This is a genomic window from uncultured Litoreibacter sp., from assembly GCF_947501785.1.
Lineage (GTDB): Bacteria > Pseudomonadota > Alphaproteobacteria > Rhodobacterales > Rhodobacteraceae > Litoreibacter.
In genome coordinates, this window is sequence record NZ_CANMXB010000001.1 from 1,342,871 (window position 1) to 1,360,580 (window position 17,710).

The window sequence follows — 17,710 nt, forward strand, 5'->3', positions numbered from 1 at the left end:
ACCTCTGAAACCAATACATGGGCTCTTCGGCGCAATCGCGACGGTCCCAGCCGAAACTGAGACAAACGAAAACAATCGAAGCGATTAGAGACAAAGCGGACAAAACTTCCATGCTTACACGGTACGACATGTTCCAAGTTTTGAAGTCTCCAGTAACCTCATTTTCATGAAATTTTTGTGCCTCTTGACCGCGCCAAACAAGCATCCACGAAAGGAAAGCTATGCGAATTTCTGTTCTCTTTTCTCGGGTCCACACTTGTTCAATTCCCATTTATGGCGGCCGAGCAATACGTTCAGAACAATCCGTAGATTAGGCTGAGTCCTGCAAGCGTTTGCTCATGGTTGGTGGGCGATCACACTGGATTTGTCTTAGTGCGGACACTCTCAAAATGCCAACATTATCCGTTCGGTTACTTGGTAAACGCCATGATACAATGTCCGCTTTGGGTTGGAACCGCTCATCGAGCGTATTTGCCTAGAGGTCTGTTTTGTCCCGCAATGCAGCCAACTGAGACAGGATAGTGGGGAGCCTTCGTCGACTGTCCGCTTACGAGCCCAGGTGGACATCCATTTTGCGAAGACGCTAAGATCATCTGTGTCGTTTAGCCAAGATCTTGCACCCATTCTGGACGTCGTAAAACGGATCGACCCGAGCTTTGGATCGGTCGATCCTGAACAGATCGCTTCTCATGCCGAAGATGCCCATCGGTACGCGTCAGGGACTGCAAAAGACCGTTTCCTGCTTTCGGCGATGCGTCTGCTGGCCCTGTCAGGCAATCGCCACACGCGCCTGATCCCCAATGATGCAATCCATGTACTGCCGCTTCGATTCGTAACAGTCGGGACGTCGGTGTTCCTGACGAAAGCATCAACGCCGGTCGCAGAATTTGCGCCCTGCAAGCTGGTCGCGGTGAACGGCGTCCCTGTCGAACGTATCGAACGCGCGGCAGAATGCCTGTTGGCGGGGACATCGCAGAGGAAACGCGTGATCGGGCCGCTGCTATTTGCCTGGCCGGCGGCTTTGGTCCATCTGGGGTGTGCATCAAGCGGTGACAAAACCCAATATCAGTTTGAAACTGGCGACGGGCACACAGCCAAGGCGAATGTGTCTATCTCTGATGCTGTCCCGGCGTCGGAATTCTATCCCAGCAACGAGCATGGCCAGGTTGATCCCGTCTGGTCCCCAAATGGTTTTGTGGCCATCCACGACTACGCCGATGACGGCCTCGCATTGACGCTGCCAAGTTTCTTCGATCCTGACGAACGCGCGTTCCCCGAAGCAATTGACAGGGCCGCCACTTGGGTCCGGTCCCGGCGCGACGGCTTCCTTGTGATCGATCTTCGAGGCAACACAGGAGGCGACTTTCTGGCGACGATGCCGCTGATCGACGCTATCACCGAAAGCGCCCGGACAAACGGCTGCGCCGTGCTGGTGGATAAGTTCACCTTCTCTGCTGCAATCGTCTTTGTCGCGATCCTGCGATATCGGCTGAAGCGCAAGCTGCAAATCATCGGAGAAGACATGGGCGACGGTCTCAGGTTTTTTGCGGAAGGTGGCCTGATCGAGCTGCCAGCCAGCGGCGCATCCATTCGCTACTCAACCGCGCTTCACGATTGGGAAAACGGGTTGGCTGATCAAACGACGCCGCCCGAAATCGCGCGCCAGATTGTGGCGGTTGGCAAGCTCGAAATTGATCGGACTTGGGTCACGGCACCTTTCGACGCGACGCCGAAAGATGTCCTGTACAGACAGCTGATCAATGATTTGGCTTAACTGTCAAAAGGCCGCAATGGGTCGCATTGCATCCTTTGCCCCCCACCGAACGCCCCGTTAACCACCTGCTAAATCCACGCGGCTATACCCCTCCCCGGGAACCCGAGGCGTCTTTCGAACGCCAACTACATATCACGGATTGCGGCAGTTCGTTCAGGGCTGCCTTGCGATCACCGGTGACAAGGCAAGGCCGGTCTGCGCACAAAACGCAGGCGGGAACCGCTTCCTCTGATATGGATCAGGGTGGCGCCACCTTTCTTTCGCTCCCGAACGATATGGCGGGATGGCCAACCCCATCCACACCAAGCTTCGAGACACCCACCACCTGCGCGGGGCCAAAAGCCCCAAAGCAGGCATTGGTGCGGGCATGCGCAGCAGCGTTGCTCATGTGTCGGACGCGTTGACCACCAACAACTCCAGCCGCTTCACCTCCCGGATGACCCGGTCGGCCTGCATTTGCGGCGCGAGGCTCAGCTTCAGCTGCACCGCCATGATCATCAGCACGGCGGACGATATCCCCCATTTCACCGCGGCCAAAACGTCGACGGCAGCAAAGAGTTGAACCGCGCAACAAACGCCCACGATGAACAGGACCGCCTGCACCACCATGATCACCCATGTCACCCAGCCCAGCTTGCCGCCGAACTGGCTGAGGCCAAGGGCGAGGTAGCCCAATTCCTCCGTCTCCTTGAGTATGTCTTTGTCCTGCCCGGTCAGGGCGGCCTTGATCAGGTCGTCGAGGCGGGTTTTTTCGCTATTGGTCATTTTCTTCTCCTTTCAGAGTGGTTCTCAATTTGTCGCGCGCCAGCATCAGGCGGCGTTTCACGGTGCCAACGGGGACGTCCATCGCGACGGACACCTCCGCGACACCCATATCGTCGAGGTAGAACAGCGCCACCGTGGCGGCCTGGTCGGGTGGCAGGCTTGCAATGGCGCGACGCACATGGGCCGCACGCACCGCATCCGGCCCGGTTTCGGGCGCGGCGTCTTCACGTTCGGCCAGCAGCGCGGCGCTGAGCGCCCGGTCGCCTTGCTTGCGTTTGATCACCGCAGCGCAGCGGCGGGTCACGATCCGGGTCGCCCAGGCCGGGAACGCTTGGGTGTCCCGCAGGCCGCTCAGGCCCTTGAAAATGGCCACCCAAGCGTCCTGAACCGCGTCGCGCGCCTCTTCGGGGTCCCCCAGCAATCGGGTGGCATGCACCTGCAACCTGGGCCCGCGCAACGCAACAAGCTGCTCCATCGCCGATCGCTCGCCCAATTGGGCGGCGGCCACGAGGTAATGCTCCAAACTGCGCGATTTACGGGTCACCGACGTCCTGCCTTTTTTGCCGTTGTCATATCTAAGGTGCGCCGGGCGGATGATCTGGTTCAATCCGGGGCCAAAAAAATCTGCAAAGGCCCTGGTCTTTGGCCCCCGCCAAGGCCGCATGGGGCTTGCAAATATGTAGAATCCAAGTATATCCCACGCTTCTTTCGGAAAACGGGCTGGACTGGCCCCCGCTGAGTCGTTAGACGCAGCCCGAAGCGCCCTCAAGGGGCGACAATCAGATGACACGCGAGGGCCTTTGCCCCTCCCCCAACGAGGACGACACGATGGCTGTCCAGCAGAATAAAGTTTCCAAGTCGCGCCGCAACAACCGCCGCGCACATGACGCGCTGAGCGCAGATGCCCGCAACGAATGCTCCAACTGCGGCGAGCTGAAGCGCCCGCACCACGTTTGCGCCTCGTGCGGCCATTACGACGACAAGGAAGTTGTTGCGATGGTGGACGAAGTCGAACTGGACGACGACGCCGCATAAGCTTAGGCTGAACTGGCTTACCGCAAGGTAGGGTAGAACAGTTCGGGCAGGCACGCCGTTGGGCACATCTAAGACAGTTATTTCGATCGACGCCATGGGCGGGGATCGCGGACCGGCGGCAGTTGTCGCCGGTATTTCCAAATCTGCGGCCAAGAATCCCGACATCCGGTTCATCGTGCATGGGCCGCGGTCGGAACTGGCCCCCCTGATCTCCAAACGCAAACTGGACGCGCAATGCGAAATCCGCGACGCGGCGGAAGTGGTGTCGATGGACGCCAAACCCTCCTATGTGATGCGCCACGGCAAGAAGACCTCGATGTGGTCGGCCATTGAAAGCGTGCGCGACAAGGAGGCGGATGTCTGCATCTCCTGCGGCAATACCGGCGCGCTGATGGCGGTGTCGATGATCCGGCTGCGCAAGGCCGAGGGTGTCAACCGCCCCGCCATTGCCTGCCTCTGGCCGTCGCGCAACGCGTCTGGCTTCAACATCATGCTGGATGTGGGCGCCGATATCCGCGCCGATCAGGACGACCTGCTGCAATACGCGCTGATGGGCATGAGTTACGCCCGCAACGGGTTTGGGCTGAAGCGCCCGCGCGTGGGGCTGCTGAATGTGGGCACCGAGGAACACAAAGGCCGCGCCGAGCTGAAAGTGGCCAACGATATCATCGCCGACGCCGCGCAAGCCAATGATTTCGACTATGTGGGTTTTGTGGAGGGCGGCGACATCCCCAGCGACCGCGTCGACGTCATCGTCACTGACGGGTTCACCGGCAATGTGGCGCTAAAGACCGCCGAAGGCACAGCTTCCCTGATCTCGGAACTGTTGCGCGCCGCGTTCAAATACACGCCGCTGTCGCGCATCGCCTCGCTGCTGGCCTACCCCTCGCTGAAACGCCTTTCGAAACGGATCGACCCGCGCCAGGTCAATGGCGGGGTGTTTCTGGGGCTGAACGGCAGCGTGGTCAAAAGCCACGGATCGGCGGACGCCACCGGCGTTTCGGCGGCGATCAAGCTGGGCTTCACGCTCGCTCAAACAGGATTCACCGAGAAGCTGGCCGCACGGGTTGCATCCAATGTCACCTCGGGCCAAGGTGACGAACGCGACGCCGCTGAGACCAGCGGTGATGCTGGGGATCATAACGACCAAACGGATAGCAAATGACACGCAAAGCCATCTTGCGCGGGGTTGGGCATTACCTGCCCGCAAGGGTCGTAGAGAACGCCGAAATGGAGAGCATGGTCGACACGACCGACGAGTGGATCAAGACCCGCTCCGGCATCGAACGCCGCCATTTTGCCGCCGAGGGGGAGCTGACCTCCGATCTGGCCATCCATGCCGCCAAGGCAGCCCTTGCCGATGCCGGGATAGGGGCAGAAGACATCGACGCGCTGGTCGTGGCCACCTCGACGCCTGACCAGACCTTCCCATCTGTGGCGACCGTGGTGCAGGGCGCGCTGGGCACCAATGGCTTTGCCTTCGACGTGCAGGCCGTCTGCGCGGGGTTCGTCTACGCCATGTCGACCGCCAATGCGTTCATCACCTCCGGGCAGGCCAACCGGGTGTTGGTCATCGGGGCCGAAACCTTTTCGCGCATCATGAACTGGGAAGACCGCACCACCTGCGTGCTGTTCGGCGACGGCGCGGGCGCGGTCGTTCTGGAGGCGGGCGACGGTGACGCGGGCATTCTGGCCACAGATCTGAATTCCGACGGGCGGTTCCGCGACCTGCTTTACGTTGATGGCGGCGTGTCCTCCACTCAGACCACCGGCGTGCTGGTGATGCAGGGCAAGGAGGTGTTCCGCCACGCGGTCGAAAAGCTGGCACAGACGGCGGAAACGGCGCTGGAAAAGGCCGGTTTGACCCCTGACGACGTCGACTGGATTGTGCCGCATCAGGCCAATTCGCGCATCATCACCCGCACCGCGCAGAAGATGGGCGTGTCGATGGACCGGGTCGTCATGACCGTGCAGGACCACGGCAACACCTCGGCCGCATCGATTCCATTGGCGCTGTCCGTGGCCAAGTCAGAGGGCAAATTTGCCCCCGGCCAGGTGCTGGTGATGGAGGCAATCGGCGGCGGTTTGGCCTGGGGCGCCGTGGTTTTGCGCCTGTAAGCGTCGTTTTTGCGCTTAAACGGTGTGTTGCAAGCCCTTGATATTGACTCTGAATTTGCGCGTCCCCTATCGTGGCTGAAAAATAAGTGAATTCAACGTCGGGGGACATAATGAGTGCAAAGACACTAACACGGATGGATCTAAGCGAGGCGGTGTTTCGCGAAGTAGGCCTGTCCCGCAATGAATCGGCTGATCTGGTCGAAAGCGTTTTGCAACACATGTCCGACGCCCTTGTGCGCGGGGAGCAGGTGAAAATCTCCTCTTTCGGCACGTTCAGCGTCCGCGAAAAGTCGGCCCGCGTGGGCCGCAACCCCAAAACAGGCGAAGAGGTGCCAATCCACCCGCGCCGCGTTTTGACCTTCCGCCCGTCCCACCTGATGAAAGACCGCGTCGCAGACGGCAACAAGTCCTGATCGCGACACCAGCGGGGGAGCAGTAATGGCTGACAAGGCGCGCGACGCGTTTCGTACAATTTCCGAGGTGGCCAACTGGCTGGACATCCCGGCCCATGTGCTGCGCTTTTGGGAAAGCAAATTTAGCCAGATCAAGCCGGTCAAACGCGCAGGCGGACGCCGGTATTACCGCCCCGCCGACATGCGGCTGATCGGCGGCATCAAAAAGCTGTTGCACGATGACGGGCTGACCATTCGCGGCGTTCAGAAGATGCTGAAAGAAGATGGGGTGAAGGCCATCTCCGCCCTCGCCCCGCCATTGGACATGCCATCGGAAGAAGAAGGTGCCGCCCGTCGCAAGGCCCGCCGCGCCCGCCGCGCCGCCCGCCAGTCGGAAAAGACCGACGCAGCGCCCGCGCCTACCCCCGCAGCACCCGCACCTGAAGCATCACACCCGGAAGAAGCCGCAACAGAACAAGACGCCCCCGAGGCCCCCTTCACCCATGTCGAGGACGCCCCCGTTGGGGGCGACAACGTGGTCCCCATGATGGGCCGCGACACCGCCCCACCCAAGGTCGCGCCTGCAGAGGACTCCGACCCCGAGCCCGACACTGAACCCACATTCGACCTTGAGAGCGAACCTGAAACCGCATCAGAGCCAGCCCCCGCGCCAGAACCAACCCCTGCGCCAGAGCCGGAGCCGGAGCCAGAGCCAGAGCCAGAGCCAGAGCCAGAGCCAGAGCCAGAAATCGCCGAGGCCGCACCCGATGTCACGCCCGAACCGGACCCCGAACCGACCCCCGCGGCGCCAGTCGACGCACCCCCCGCACCCGATCCTGCCAGCATCATGCTGGACGCGGATCAGGCCAACGCCGTAGCAAACCGCAAAGCGCTGCGTCATGCCTCGACCGTGGGCAATCTGTCGCCGGAACGGGTCAAGGCCGCGTCCCGCGCTGCCGAACGCCTCAAGACCCTGCGTGAGCGTATGGCCAACGACGCAGCCGCCCCCTAGGCGCGGCGATTGAACCGGCATCCAACCGAATGACGCCTAAATCCAAAACCGGCCCTTGCGCGCCCGCGCAAAACTCGTATGAAGGGCCATTCGTCGGGCTATGGCGCAGCCTGGTAGCGCGTCCGTCTGGGGGACGGAAGGTCGCAGGTTCGAGTCCTGCTAGCCCGACCAATCACCAAACGCTCGTCCCCTTGGGGTGCGGGCGTTTCGTGTATCAGGGGTGTGAAACGTGACAACGCAGATGGCAAACGGGGTCCTGTCGGACCGGCAAATGACCGCGATGATCGCGTCGGGCCAGATCACGTCTGAGACGACAATCACCGACGGCCAGATCCAGCCCGCGTCCCTTGACCTGCGCTTGGGATCAACCGCCTACCGTGTCCGCGCCTCGTTTCTGGCCGGCAAAGGGAATACTGTTGCGGACCGCCTGAAACTGTTCGAGATGCACAAGATCGACCTGACCCAAGGCGCGGTGCTGGAAAAGGGCTGCGTCTATGTGGTCCCTCTGCAAGAAGGCCTCGCCCTGCCCAAGGGCATGACGGGTGCGGCCTCGGCCAAATCCTCCATCGGGCGGCTGGACCTGTTGACCCGGGTCATCACTGACAATGGCGTGGAATTCGACCGTGTGCCCGATGGCTACCAAGGCCCGCTCTATGTGGAAATTTGCCCCCGCTCCTTCTCCGTCGTGGCGAGGCAGGGGCAGATGCTGAACCAGATCATCTTCCGCGTCGGCAAAACCATCATCACCGACGACGCGCTGAAAGCGCTGCACGCCGAGACCCCGATTGTCTCCGGTGACGCGGTCATCTCAGACGGGCTGGGCTTTTCGGTCGATCTGAAGCCTGAACAAGGCGACCTCGTAGGCTACCGCGCCAAGCCGCATACTGGCGTTATCGATCTCGACAATCTGGCCCATTACAACCCGGCGGAGTATTGGGAAGAAATCCGCACCACCGATGGCCGCATCATCCTCGATCCCGGCGCGTTCTATATCCTCGTCAGCCGTGAGGCGATCACCATCCCGCCCAATTGCGCCGCCGAAATGGCGCCCTACCTCGCCATGGTCGGCGAATTCCGGGTGCATTACGCAGGGTTCTTCGACCCCGGTTTTGGCCATTCCACGGAAGGCACCGGCTCACGCGGGGTGCTGGAAGTGCGCTGCCACGAGGCCCCTTTCGTGCTGGAACACGGCCAGGTGGTTGGCCGGCTCGTCTATGAACACATGTCCGAGGTCCCGGCCCAGCTTTACGGCATCGACATCAAGTCAAACTACCAGGGTCAGGGCTTGAAACTCTCCAAGCATTTCAAAGCGCCCTGACCCATCATTGTTTCAAAAATACCTCGGGGGTGTGGGGGCAGAGCCCCCACGGATCGGCGCGCGAAGCGCGGCGAAACTAGGTTTTGGCCAAACGCTCCCGGTGGATCACGTAAAGCCCCGTCGCCATGATCACCGCCGCCCCGGCCCAGGTCCACATATCTGGCAGCTGGCCAAAGACGAAATACCCGTAACCCGTCCCCCAAATGATCAGCGAATAATGCACCGGGGCCAGCACCACGGCTTGCGCCAGCTCCAGCGACTTGATCACCAATGTCTCGCCGCAGGCTGCAAGCGCGGCCAGCCCCAGCAGCAGGGGCAGCTCGGTGCTCAAATCCGGCATTTGCCACACGAAGGGCAGCGGCACGGTCAGGATCAGGCTCGAAGTGATCGCCGTATAGGCCACGGTGGTCAGGGTGCTGTCTGCGCCGCTCAGCACCCGGCTGAGGATCTGGCGCAGCGCAAAGAATGTGGCGGCCACCACCACCAGCAACATCGCGGGATGCACCACGCCCAACCCGGGGCGGATCACCATCAACATGCCAAGAAACCCCACGCCGACCGCCATCCAGCGGCGGCGGCCGACCCGCTCTTTCAACACAAGCGCGCCCAGCACGGTGACCACGAACGGGGCCACAAAGCTGACCGCCACGGCATCGGCTAGCGGCACATAGGCAATCGCAAAGATGAAGAACGTGCCGGACCCGACGGCCAACACCCCGCGCGCGATCTGCAGCTTGGGATTGGCGGAACGCAATATGCCCCGCCCCTTGATCGCCAACAGGACCAACACCCCCACCAAGAGCCCCAATTGCCGGGACCAGACGATCTGGACCGGGTGCAGGTCGCTGGTCAGCAGTTTGGCCAACGTGTCAGCGCCTGAGAACAGGAACATGCCAAACGCCATGCAGGCGATGCCTTTCAGGCTTTCGCTGCGCAAAGGGGCGGAGGCTGACGTCAGCGGAGAGATTGGCGGAAGCGCGATTGCCCTGCCCTACCCCTGCACTACGAAAGAGCCGCGCTCGCCCAGGATGTATCGCGCGACATCGACGTAATCGAAGGCCAGCGAAATCACGATGATGCCCAGAATGACCCACATAATCCGGCGCGGCCAGATGGGCATGTCGATACGCCCGATCTGCCTCCAGAGGTAAATCGCCAGCGGGGTCCAGAGGATCAGATGTGGCAGGCCCAGCAATTTGACATAGCCCATCTGCCCGAACATCCAGACCACGCTGACCCCGGCCAAAAGCGACGCGATCAGTGTCCAGACGGCCACCATGCGGGACGGTTTCCAGAAAAGCAGCGCCACTGGCAGGACGAAGGCCCCGAGAAACAGCACATTGAGCCAAATCCCGACCCATGCGGGCTGAAGGGCAATGGCCTCTTCAAAACTCATCTGCCACCCCGGCGCGCCATGCGCATCGCTTGCTTGGCGCGTTTGCTTTGCTCCGCAGCGATCCGTTGCTGCTCCGGCGTCATCTCTTGCGCATGGGCGGTTTTGGCCTGCCGCTTCGACATCATGCCAATGCCCTTCTTGATCCCCAAGCGCATCAGCTGACGCAACAGGATACGGACGGCCATGTTGATAATCTGGTTCATGACGCTGGCATAGCACGGGAACGGAACCGCTCAAAGCGCGCGTTGGATCATCGCGTCCAACGCGCTGTCGGGCGCGCCGTAGCTGACGACGCGCACGTCCAGCCCAGAGCGCGAGAAGCAGCGCAGCGCTGCCTCAATGGCATCCGTGATCCACTCTTTGGGATTGCCGAAGGCCCCGCCGCCGAGCAGCGTCAGGAACACGCGGTCATTGCCGGTGGCCTCTGCGTTCAGAATGGCGGCGTGAAGTGTCGCCTCGTAGGCGGCGTTCAGCACCATGCAGCCCAGAGGCTTCCACAGGGTTGGCGACAGGCCGGAATAACTGACAGGCACGGCGCTGCAATAGGCTTGGGTCACCCTTATGTCAGTGCCGGTGACGCTGGTGTCGCCTTGCAATCCGATGCGCAGCAGCCCGTCCATGTCGGGCATTAACTTGGTATTCACTTCATGCAACGCAGCCTCGCTATGGGGCAGAAGGTAGCCGTTCTCCATCCGCCAATAGCTGCCCACATCGCCCAAAGCCGCCTCCAAGTCCGATGCCATGTCGAGCTGACGATAGATCAGCTGGCCGCGATGCGGGCCGAACGGCAAGAAGTAGTTGCGAAACAGCGTTCCGGCCCCGCAGGCTATGGCGCAAACCGGGCCCTGGGTGTGGTCATGGGCGTAGCCGGTGATGCCGTCCTCAGGCGTCGCCTCTGGGCTGATCATCTCCAACAGGTTGAACTGGGAGGCCACCTGAAACAGCGCCCCCGCATGCGCCGCGTCGCGGTGCAGCGCGGCGGCGTCGGCCACGATTTGCGACGCTCCTATGGGTTTCCCCCGATCCAGCAGCCCCGCCGTGCGGGCGCGCAGGTCTGACAGGCTGGGGGTGGTGAGTGTCCCGAAATGCAGGCGCCGCCCGTCATGGCGGCTGACCAGTTCCGGCCCATCGACATCAAACACGTCCCAGACCTCGGCATGCCCGTCAGAGGACAGCCCTGTGAGGTCGCGAAACCAGCTCAATCCTCGAACAGCTCGTTCTGACCCTCGGGGCTTTCATCCTCGTCCTCGTCATCATCGGGCAAGGCATCCGCGCCGGGCGGCGGGCGGTTGTCCAGAAGGCCCGCAGCGCGCAATTCCTTGAGGCCCGGCAGGTCGCGGGCGTTTTCCAGCCCGAAATGGTCGAGGAAATGCTGGGTGACCACGTAAGTGACGGGCCGGCCCGGGGTCATGCGACGCCGGCCAAAACGGATCCATTCCATCTCGATCAGCTGATCGACGGTGCCGCGCGACACGGACACGCCGCGAATTTCTTCGATCTCAGCGCGGGTGACAGGCTGATGATAGGCGCAAATGGCCAGCGTCTCGATCGCCGCGCGGGACAGTTTGCGGGTCTCAACTGTCTCTTTTTGCATGAGAAATCCAAGATCGCCCGCCGTGCGCATCGCCCATGCGTCATCGACCTTGACCAGATTGACGCCGCGCCCATCATAGCGTTTGCGCAGATGCACCAACGCCTCCGCCGGGTCCGACCCATGCGGCATGCGCGCGGTCAGTTCGCGCACCGAGATCGGTTCTGCCGAGGCAAAGAGGATGGCCTCAACCATGCGCTCCTGCTCGCCCATGGGCGGGGCCTCGAACAGGCTGTCATTTTCGGGGCCCTCGGCCTCTTTGGTCTCAGTTTCTTCGGTCATTTTCGTCTCGTTTGCGGATTTGGATGGGGGCGAACACGTCGCCCTGCCTCAATTCGATCTGACCTGCCTTGGCCAGTTCCAGCGAGGCCGCAAAAGTGGCTGCCGTGGCGGAGCGGCGTTTGACGGGGTCGGTTTCCCACCCCTCGGGCAGCCAGCTTGTCAGGTCCGACCATTCGCCCGCGAAGCCGATCAGGCCGCGCATACGGTCCAGCGCCTGCTCCATCGTGAAGACCTTTTCGCGGTCCATCACAAAGGGGCGAAACTCGTCCTTGGTTTTGATCCGCGCATAGGCCTGCATCAAATCCAGCAGCGTGGCGGTGTAGGTCACCTTGCGGATGCGGGTCACATCCTCGGGGATACCACGGGCAAAGAAATCGCGGCCCAGCTGGTCGCGGGCCATCAATTTGGCCGACGCCTCACGCATTGCGGCCAGCCGTTCCAACTGGAACGCCAGATGCGCGGCCAGTTCTTCGCCTGAGGGACCTTCTTCGGTGGGGTCCGGCGGCAAAAGCAGGCGGGATTTGAGGAAGGCGAGCCATGCGGCCATCACCAGATAGTCGGCGGCCAATTCCAGCCGCAGCTCTTTCGCCTTTTCGATGAATAGCAGGTATTGCTCTGCCAGTTGCAGGACGGAGACCTTCCGCAGGTCGACCTTTTGGGTGCGCGACAGGGTCAGCAGCAGGTCCAGCGGGCCTTCGAAACCGTCCACATCGACGATCAGTGCCTCGGCGGCCAGACGCGCCTCGACCCCCTCGGTTTCCCACGAGGTGTCTACCGTTTCACTGCCCGGAGCATCCGACATTTTTACAGGCTACGCCCTACCCAGAAATAAGGCGCTCAAGTTCGCGGGTGGCGGCTGAAATGTCAATCTCTGTTGGGGTTTTGCGCTGCGCAAGCGCCGCATCCGCGCGGGCCTGCGCCTTGGGTGGCATGGGTCCGCACATTTCGGCCACGGCGACCATATCCGCCATCTCGCCATTGCAATGCAGCACCAGATCACAGCCTGCGTCGAGCGAGGCTTTTGATCGGTCCGCAATCGTGCCCGACAGCGCCTCCATCGAGATGTCGTCGGTCATGATCAACCCGTCAAAGCCGATATCTTTGCGGATCATTTCCATCGCCTTTGCGCTGGTGGTGGCGGGCTTGTCGTCGATCACCGGAAACACAATATGCGCGGTCATGCCCATCTTGATGTCGTTGAGCTGCTTGAACGGCGCGAAATCCAATTTCTCCAGTTCGTCGCGGGACACATCGACGGTGGGCAGGTCCTTGTGCCCGTCCACCACTGCGCGGCCATATCCGGGGATATGTTTGAGCACCGGCAGCACCCCGCCATCGAGGAAACCCCTGACCGTTTCGCGGCACATGGCCACCACCGTGTCCACGTCGTCGCCGTAGCAACGGTTGCGCAACACGGGGTGGCTTTCCGGCCAGATCACATCGGCCAAGGGCGCGCAGTTCACGTCGATGCCGACTTCGTGCAACTCCTCGGCAATCAGCCGGTTGCGCAGATACATGGCGCGCGCGGCGTTGTCGCCTGCCGCCTGCATCTGGTCCAAGGCCGGAAGATACTCCCGCCACTCAGGGGCGCGCATGCGCTGCACCCTGCCGCCTTCCTGATCAATCAGGATCGGCGCATCCCAGCCAACAGAGGCCCGCAGATCATCTGTGAGCCGCTTCAGCTGCGTTCGATCAGCGATATTTCGGGCAAATAGAATGAATCCCCACGGGTTTGCGCTTGCAAAAAACCGAGATTCCTGGGGGCTGAGCACCTCGCTTTCACAGCCGAAAATGACGGAATTACAAGGCATTACAAATTTCCTCTGGCCATGTCGGGCCAAGCGGCTTGTGATTGTGCAACTTTAGCGGGCCAAAACGGGGATGCAGGCGGCGTTTTCGGCCACCAGCACCGCGCAGAACCGGCGAGAGGCGTTTAGATCGTCAAACCCGACCGCCCGCAGCCGGTAGAATGTGCGCCCGCCGCTTTTGGCTTCCTGGATCAGGCGTTGCTTGCCCTCGATGTAATCCTCAAACTTGCCCGCGATCTTGTTCCATTCGGAAATGGCGGTTTCGCGGTCATCATAGGCGCCCAGCTGCACCAACCGAGTGCCGGACGCGATGCTGGCAGGGTCCACCTCTGTGATCGCCTGTACAGAGCCGACGGCCGCAGCGATCGCCGCGGTCTGCTGCAAGTTCTGCAAATCCACCTTCGGGCGAAGCGCAGGGCGCGGTGATCGTTTGACCCCCGGCACGGACGGATCCACGGCAGGCACCTCCGGCCGCGCCAGAGTGGTTTGAACCTCGCCAATCTCACCTGTCAGGGGTTCCAGCGGCTCCACCCCATCGGCCAGGCGCGACGCCAAAAGTTCGGCTTGCTGCTCGACCGTCAGGTTTTGCTCTTCAAGCGACAGTGACACGACGGTGCCGATGGCCTCGGCCACCTCGTCCTCTGCGACCACCTCCGTCTCGGAGGGCGCGGCGAGGATGATGTCGTCATTGGTCAGGTCAATCGGTTCGGGCGCAAGGATCACTTGGGGCACCGGCCCCTCGGCCTCCCCCTCGGCTTGCACTGTGTTGACGGCCAGCCCCTGATGCTGGGCCAATTGGCCGCCTGCATTGTCAGGTTTCACGCGAGCCGGTCCCTCAAGGGCGCGGATCACCGGCACCTCGGTCACGTCGCGGATCGTCAGCTGGTAGCCCCAAATGCCAAGGCCAATCACGAGGGCCACGGAACTGGCCGCACCCACATAGCTCATCATTTTTGACAGGATGCCGGGATGGGCCGGGACTTGAAATTCCTGCCCGCCATAGGGCTCGTTTTGCGCACCATATGCGTCGTAGTCGTGATGTGCCATGTCAGCCTCTCCGCCCCCGGGTTCAAGCCCGGATGGTCTGTCTTTAACTCTGCTCGTCACTCGCGGCAGGAGGCTGATCGTTTGGCGTCAGCGCATCTCGGTAGCCGGAGTTACGCCCAGAATACCAAGACCTGCGGAAATAACAATCGCCGTGGCACGTGCGAGCGCAATTTTTGGCAAGGATGCGGCCTCAGAGTCCTGCAAGAACCGCAATTCGGGCACGTCGTTGCCCCGGTTCCACAGCGCGTGCAGTTCTCCGGCCAGCTCATAGAGGTAGAACGCGATGCGGTGCGGCTCGTTCGTGCGGGCGGCAATTTCGACCAACCGCGGCCATTCGGCCAGCTTTGCGGCCAACGTCAGCTCGGCCTCATGCGTGTTGCCAGACAGATCGGCCTTGGCCAGCACCGCGTCGGACATGTCCCAGCCCGCGTCCTGCGCCTTGCGCAAGACCGAGCACACCCGCGCATGGGCGTATTGCACGTAGAAAACCGGGTTGTCTTTGGACTGCTCCAGCACCTTGTCCAGATCGAAATCCAGCGGCGCGTCCTGCTTGCGGGTCAGCATGACGAAGCGGGTCACATCGGGGCCTACCTGATCGACCACGTCGCGCAACGTGATGAAGGTGCCGGCGCGTTTCGACATCTTGAAGGGCTCGCCGTTCTTGGTCAGCTTCACCAGCTGGGTCAGCTTAATGTCGACCGGCACCTTGCCGTCAGACAGCGCCGACACCGCCGCTTTCATGCGTTTGACGTAGCCGCCGTGATCGGCGCCAAACACATCAATAAGGGCGTCGAACCCTCTGGAAACCTTATCATAATGATAAGCAATGTCGGGCGCGAAATAGGTCCACGCCCCGTCCGATTTCTTGACAGGCCGGTCCACATCGTCGCCGTGTTCGGTTGACTTGAACAGCGTCTGTTCGCGCGGCTCCCAGTCCTCCGGCTTCTTGCCTTTGGGCGGCTCCAGCACGCCCTCGTAGATCAGGCCCTTGTCGTCCAGCTCGGCAATGGCGGCCTCAATCCGGCCGGTGCCGTAGAGCGACTTTTCCGAATAAAACACGTCCATTTCGATGCCCAAAGCGGCAAGATCGGACCGGATCAAATCCATCATGGCTTCTGTTGAGAAGTCGCGCACGTCATCCAGCCAAAACTGCTCGCCCTTGTCCACAAAGGCGTCGCCGACCTTAGCCTTCAACGCCTCACCGACGGCGACCAGATAGTCGCCGGGATAGGTGCCATCGGGGAACGCCACCTCCTGACCATGTGCCTCCAGATAACGCAAATAGACCGACCGCGCCAAAACATCGACCTGCGCGCCGCCGTCGTTGATGTAATATTCCCGCGTCACCTCGTGGCCCGCATAGGCCAGCAAGGAGGCCAAAGCGTCGCCAAACACCGCCCCGCGGGTGTGGCCCACATGCAGCGGCCCCGTCGGGTTGGCGGAGACATATTCCACATTCACCTTCCGGCCCGCGCCCATGGAGGACTGGCCAAACGCGGCGCCATCCGTCAACGCCGTCTGCACCACGCCGTCCCACACGGATGTTGCCAACCGCAGATTCAAAAAGCCCGGCCCCGCGACCTCGGCCAAATCCACCCGAGGGTCGGCCTGCAAATGCGCCGCCAGGGCCTCCGCGATATCGCGGGGCTTCAGCTTGGCGGGCTTGGCCAGAACCATGGCCGCATTGGTCGCCATATCGCCATGCGCCGCGTCGCGCGGCGGCTCGACCGCCACATTGGCAAAGTCCAACCCCTCGGGCAAAACGCCCTCGGCCACCATGGTGTCGAGCGCGGCAATCACCAGCGCGCGGATATCTGAAAACAGGTTCATCTCATCACCTCAAAAAGTTACGCGCGGTTTATCACGACAGGCCCTGCGGTCCACCCCATCATTGTTTCAAAAATACCTTGGGGGTTTGGGGGCTAGCCCCCAATAAACAAAGACGCGCCGCAGGCACAATTGGATCAAGGCTGCCCCATCACGTAGCTGTCGGCCTCGATCCCGCCGATCAGGCGGGCATGTTCCTGCAAGGCAAACCGGTCGGTCATGCCCGCAATGTAATCGGCCACGATGCGCGCCAGTTCCACCTCGCCCGCAGCGTCCTCAACATCCTTGCGCCACTGCTTGGGCAGCAGGTCAGGCTGCGACATGAACAACGGAAACAACTCATCCACCACCTGAGTGACCTGCACCCGCATCTCCACCACGGCAGGCGCGCGGTACATGCGTTCAAACAGGAAGCGGCGGATCACTTTCAATTGCTCCCATATCTCGGGCGAGAATTGCACCATCGGCTTGCCTGCTGCACGAATGTCGACCACCGATGACGGGCCAAGCGCGTTCAAACGCGCTTTTGCCACGGCGATCACATCTTCCACCAGAATGCCGAAGAACCGGCGCAGCGCCTCATGGCGGCGGCGGTAGTAGTTCAGCCCGGGGTAAAGCTCATCTACCCGGGCAAAGCACGGACCCACCAACGGCAACTCGGCCAGCTCGTCGGTGGAAAACAGCTCGGCCCGCAGCCCGTCATGCAGGTCGTGGTTGTTATAGGCGATGTCGTCGGCAAGGGCCGCGACCTGCGCCTCGGCACTGGCATAGGTGCCCAATTCCAGATCGTGACGCGCAGAATATTCGGACAATGCGTAGGGCAAATCGCCCGTAACCGGCCCGTTATGTTTCGCAATGCCTTCAAGGGCTTCCCAGGTGAGGTTCAACCCGTCCCATTCCGCGTAGTGGCGTTCCAGCGAGGTCACGATTTTCAGCGCCTGCGCGTTGTGGTCAAACCCGCCATAAGGGGTCATCAACGCGTCCAGCGCCTCTTCGCCCGTGTGGCCAAAGGGGGTATGGCCCAGATCATGGGCCAGGGCGACAGCCTCGGTCAGTTCTTCGTTCAGGCCCAAAACGCCCGCGATGGTGCGCGCCACCTGCGCCACCTCGATGGAATGGGTCAGCCGGGTGCGGAAATAATCGCCCTCATGTTCGATGAACACTTGTGTCTTGTGCTTCAAGCGCCGGAAGGCGGAGGCGTGAATGATGCGGTCCCGGTCGCGCTGAAAGCAGCTGCGGAAGGTGCTTTCCTGCTCAGGATAAAGCCTGCCCCGGCTGTCTTCGGGGTGGCACGCGTAGTTTGCCCGCGTCATGTGGCTGCCTCTTCTTGTTCTTGTCCCGCAGG

19 protein-coding genes and 1 tRNA gene are annotated in these 17,710 nt (G+C 61.7%); 8 read left to right on the top strand and 12 right to left on the bottom strand.

Going from position 1 to position 17,710, the window contains the following annotated elements; translation table 11 throughout:
- Positions 1-595: 595 nt before the first annotated feature.
- Positions 596-1,774 (top strand): peptidase S41, encoded by a 1,179-nt coding sequence (locus Q0899_RS06645; RefSeq protein WP_299191695.1) that lies wholly within the window; start codon positions 596-598, stop codon positions 1,772-1,774.
- A gap of 384 nt (positions 1,775-2,158) precedes the next feature.
- On the opposite strand, the gene Q0899_RS06650 is transcribed toward Q0899_RS06645, so the two are convergent.
- Positions 2,159-2,539, bottom strand: a complete 381-nt coding sequence (locus Q0899_RS06650; RefSeq protein ID WP_299191697.1) for a DUF6768 family protein — start codon at positions 2,537-2,539, stop codon at positions 2,159-2,161.
- Positions 2,529-3,083: an RNA polymerase sigma factor gene (locus tag Q0899_RS06655; protein WP_299191699.1), complete on the bottom strand. Its 555-nt coding sequence runs from the start codon at positions 3,081-3,083 to the stop codon at positions 2,529-2,531. The genes Q0899_RS06650 and Q0899_RS06655 overlap by 11 nt, the downstream gene beginning before the upstream one ends.
- Before the next feature lie 284 nt (positions 3,084-3,367).
- Between Q0899_RS06655 and rpmF the strand changes: the two genes are divergently transcribed.
- The 7 genes from rpmF (at position 3,368) to Q0899_RS06690 (ending at position 8,414) form a co-directional block, all read left to right on the top strand.
- A complete protein-coding gene (gene rpmF / locus Q0899_RS06660; protein ID WP_298297780.1) occupies positions 3,368-3,574 on the top strand; it encodes a 50S ribosomal protein L32 in 207 nt (68 codons plus the stop codon).
- Between the two features lie 58 nt (positions 3,575-3,632).
- A complete protein-coding gene (gene plsX / locus Q0899_RS06665; RefSeq protein WP_298297520.1) occupies positions 3,633-4,739 on the top strand; it encodes a phosphate acyltransferase PlsX in 1,107 nt (368 codons plus the stop codon).
- Positions 4,736-5,692 carry a beta-ketoacyl-ACP synthase III gene (locus Q0899_RS06670; protein ID WP_298356711.1) on the top strand — a complete coding sequence of 319 codons (957 nt, stop codon included), beginning with the start codon at positions 4,736-4,738 and terminating at the stop codon, positions 5,690-5,692. The genes plsX and Q0899_RS06670 overlap by 4 nt, the downstream gene beginning before the upstream one ends.
- Positions 5,693-5,802: 110 nt before the next feature.
- The gene (gene ihfA, locus Q0899_RS06675; RefSeq protein WP_298297514.1) at positions 5,803-6,105 is read left to right on the top strand and encodes an integration host factor subunit alpha; all 303 of its coding nucleotides are present in this window, start codon (positions 5,803-5,805) and stop codon (positions 6,103-6,105) included.
- A 25-nt stretch (positions 6,106-6,130) separates the two neighbouring features.
- Positions 6,131-7,096, top strand: a complete 966-nt coding sequence (locus Q0899_RS06680; RefSeq protein WP_299191702.1) for a MerR family transcriptional regulator — start codon at positions 6,131-6,133, stop codon at positions 7,094-7,096.
- Positions 7,097-7,190: 94 nt separating this feature from the next.
- A tRNA-Pro gene (locus tag Q0899_RS06685) sits at positions 7,191-7,267 on the top strand.
- Between the two features lie 70 nt (positions 7,268-7,337).
- A complete protein-coding gene (locus Q0899_RS06690; RefSeq protein ID WP_299195269.1) occupies positions 7,338-8,414 on the top strand; it encodes a 2'-deoxycytidine 5'-triphosphate deaminase in 1,077 nt (358 codons plus the stop codon).
- A 76-nt stretch (positions 8,415-8,490) separates the two neighbouring features.
- On the opposite strand, the gene Q0899_RS06695 is transcribed toward Q0899_RS06690, so the two are convergent.
- The 10 genes from Q0899_RS06695 to Q0899_RS06740 form a co-directional block, all read right to left on the bottom strand.
- Positions 8,491-9,351 (bottom strand): DMT family transporter, encoded by an 861-nt coding sequence (locus Q0899_RS06695; RefSeq protein WP_299191704.1) that lies wholly within the window; start codon positions 9,349-9,351, stop codon positions 8,491-8,493.
- Positions 9,352-9,405: 54 nt separating this feature from the next.
- Positions 9,406-9,810 carry a hypothetical protein gene (locus Q0899_RS06700; RefSeq protein WP_299191706.1) on the bottom strand — a complete coding sequence of 135 codons (405 nt, stop codon included), beginning with the start codon at positions 9,808-9,810 and terminating at the stop codon, positions 9,406-9,408.
- On the bottom strand, positions 9,807-10,013 hold the full coding sequence (locus Q0899_RS06705; protein ID WP_299191708.1) for a hypothetical protein: 207 nt from the start codon (positions 10,011-10,013) through the stop codon (positions 9,807-9,809). Before Q0899_RS06705 ends, Q0899_RS06700 begins: the two co-directional genes overlap by 4 nt.
- A gap of 30 nt (positions 10,014-10,043) precedes the next feature.
- The gene (locus tag Q0899_RS06710) at positions 10,044-11,012 is read right to left on the bottom strand and encodes a hypothetical protein (protein WP_299191710.1); all 969 of its coding nucleotides are present in this window, start codon (positions 11,010-11,012) and stop codon (positions 10,044-10,046) included.
- On the bottom strand, positions 11,009-11,683 hold the full coding sequence (gene scpB / locus Q0899_RS06715) for an SMC-Scp complex subunit ScpB (RefSeq protein WP_299191712.1): 675 nt from the start codon (positions 11,681-11,683) through the stop codon (positions 11,009-11,011). The genes Q0899_RS06710 and scpB overlap by 4 nt, the downstream gene beginning before the upstream one ends.
- Positions 11,667-12,485, bottom strand: coding sequence for a ScpA family protein (locus Q0899_RS06720; RefSeq protein WP_299191714.1), 819 nt, complete (start codon positions 12,483-12,485; stop codon positions 11,667-11,669). The genes scpB and Q0899_RS06720 overlap by 17 nt, the downstream gene beginning before the upstream one ends.
- 16 nt (positions 12,486-12,501) lie before the next feature.
- Positions 12,502-13,494 carry a beta-N-acetylhexosaminidase gene (gene nagZ / locus Q0899_RS06725; RefSeq protein WP_299191716.1) on the bottom strand — a complete coding sequence of 331 codons (993 nt, stop codon included), beginning with the start codon at positions 13,492-13,494 and terminating at the stop codon, positions 12,502-12,504.
- 51 nt (positions 13,495-13,545) lie between these two features.
- Positions 13,546-14,538: an SPOR domain-containing protein gene (locus Q0899_RS06730; protein WP_298297489.1), complete on the bottom strand. Its 993-nt coding sequence runs from the start codon at positions 14,536-14,538 to the stop codon at positions 13,546-13,548.
- 87 nt (positions 14,539-14,625) lie between these two features.
- On the bottom strand, positions 14,626-16,368 hold the full coding sequence (gene argS / locus Q0899_RS06735; protein ID WP_299191718.1) for an arginine--tRNA ligase: 1,743 nt from the start codon (positions 16,366-16,368) through the stop codon (positions 14,626-14,628).
- 134 nt (positions 16,369-16,502) lie between these two features.
- A complete protein-coding gene (locus tag Q0899_RS06740) occupies positions 16,503-17,678 on the bottom strand; it encodes a deoxyguanosinetriphosphate triphosphohydrolase (RefSeq protein WP_298297484.1) in 1,176 nt (391 codons plus the stop codon).
- Positions 17,679-17,710: the final 32 nt, after the last annotated feature.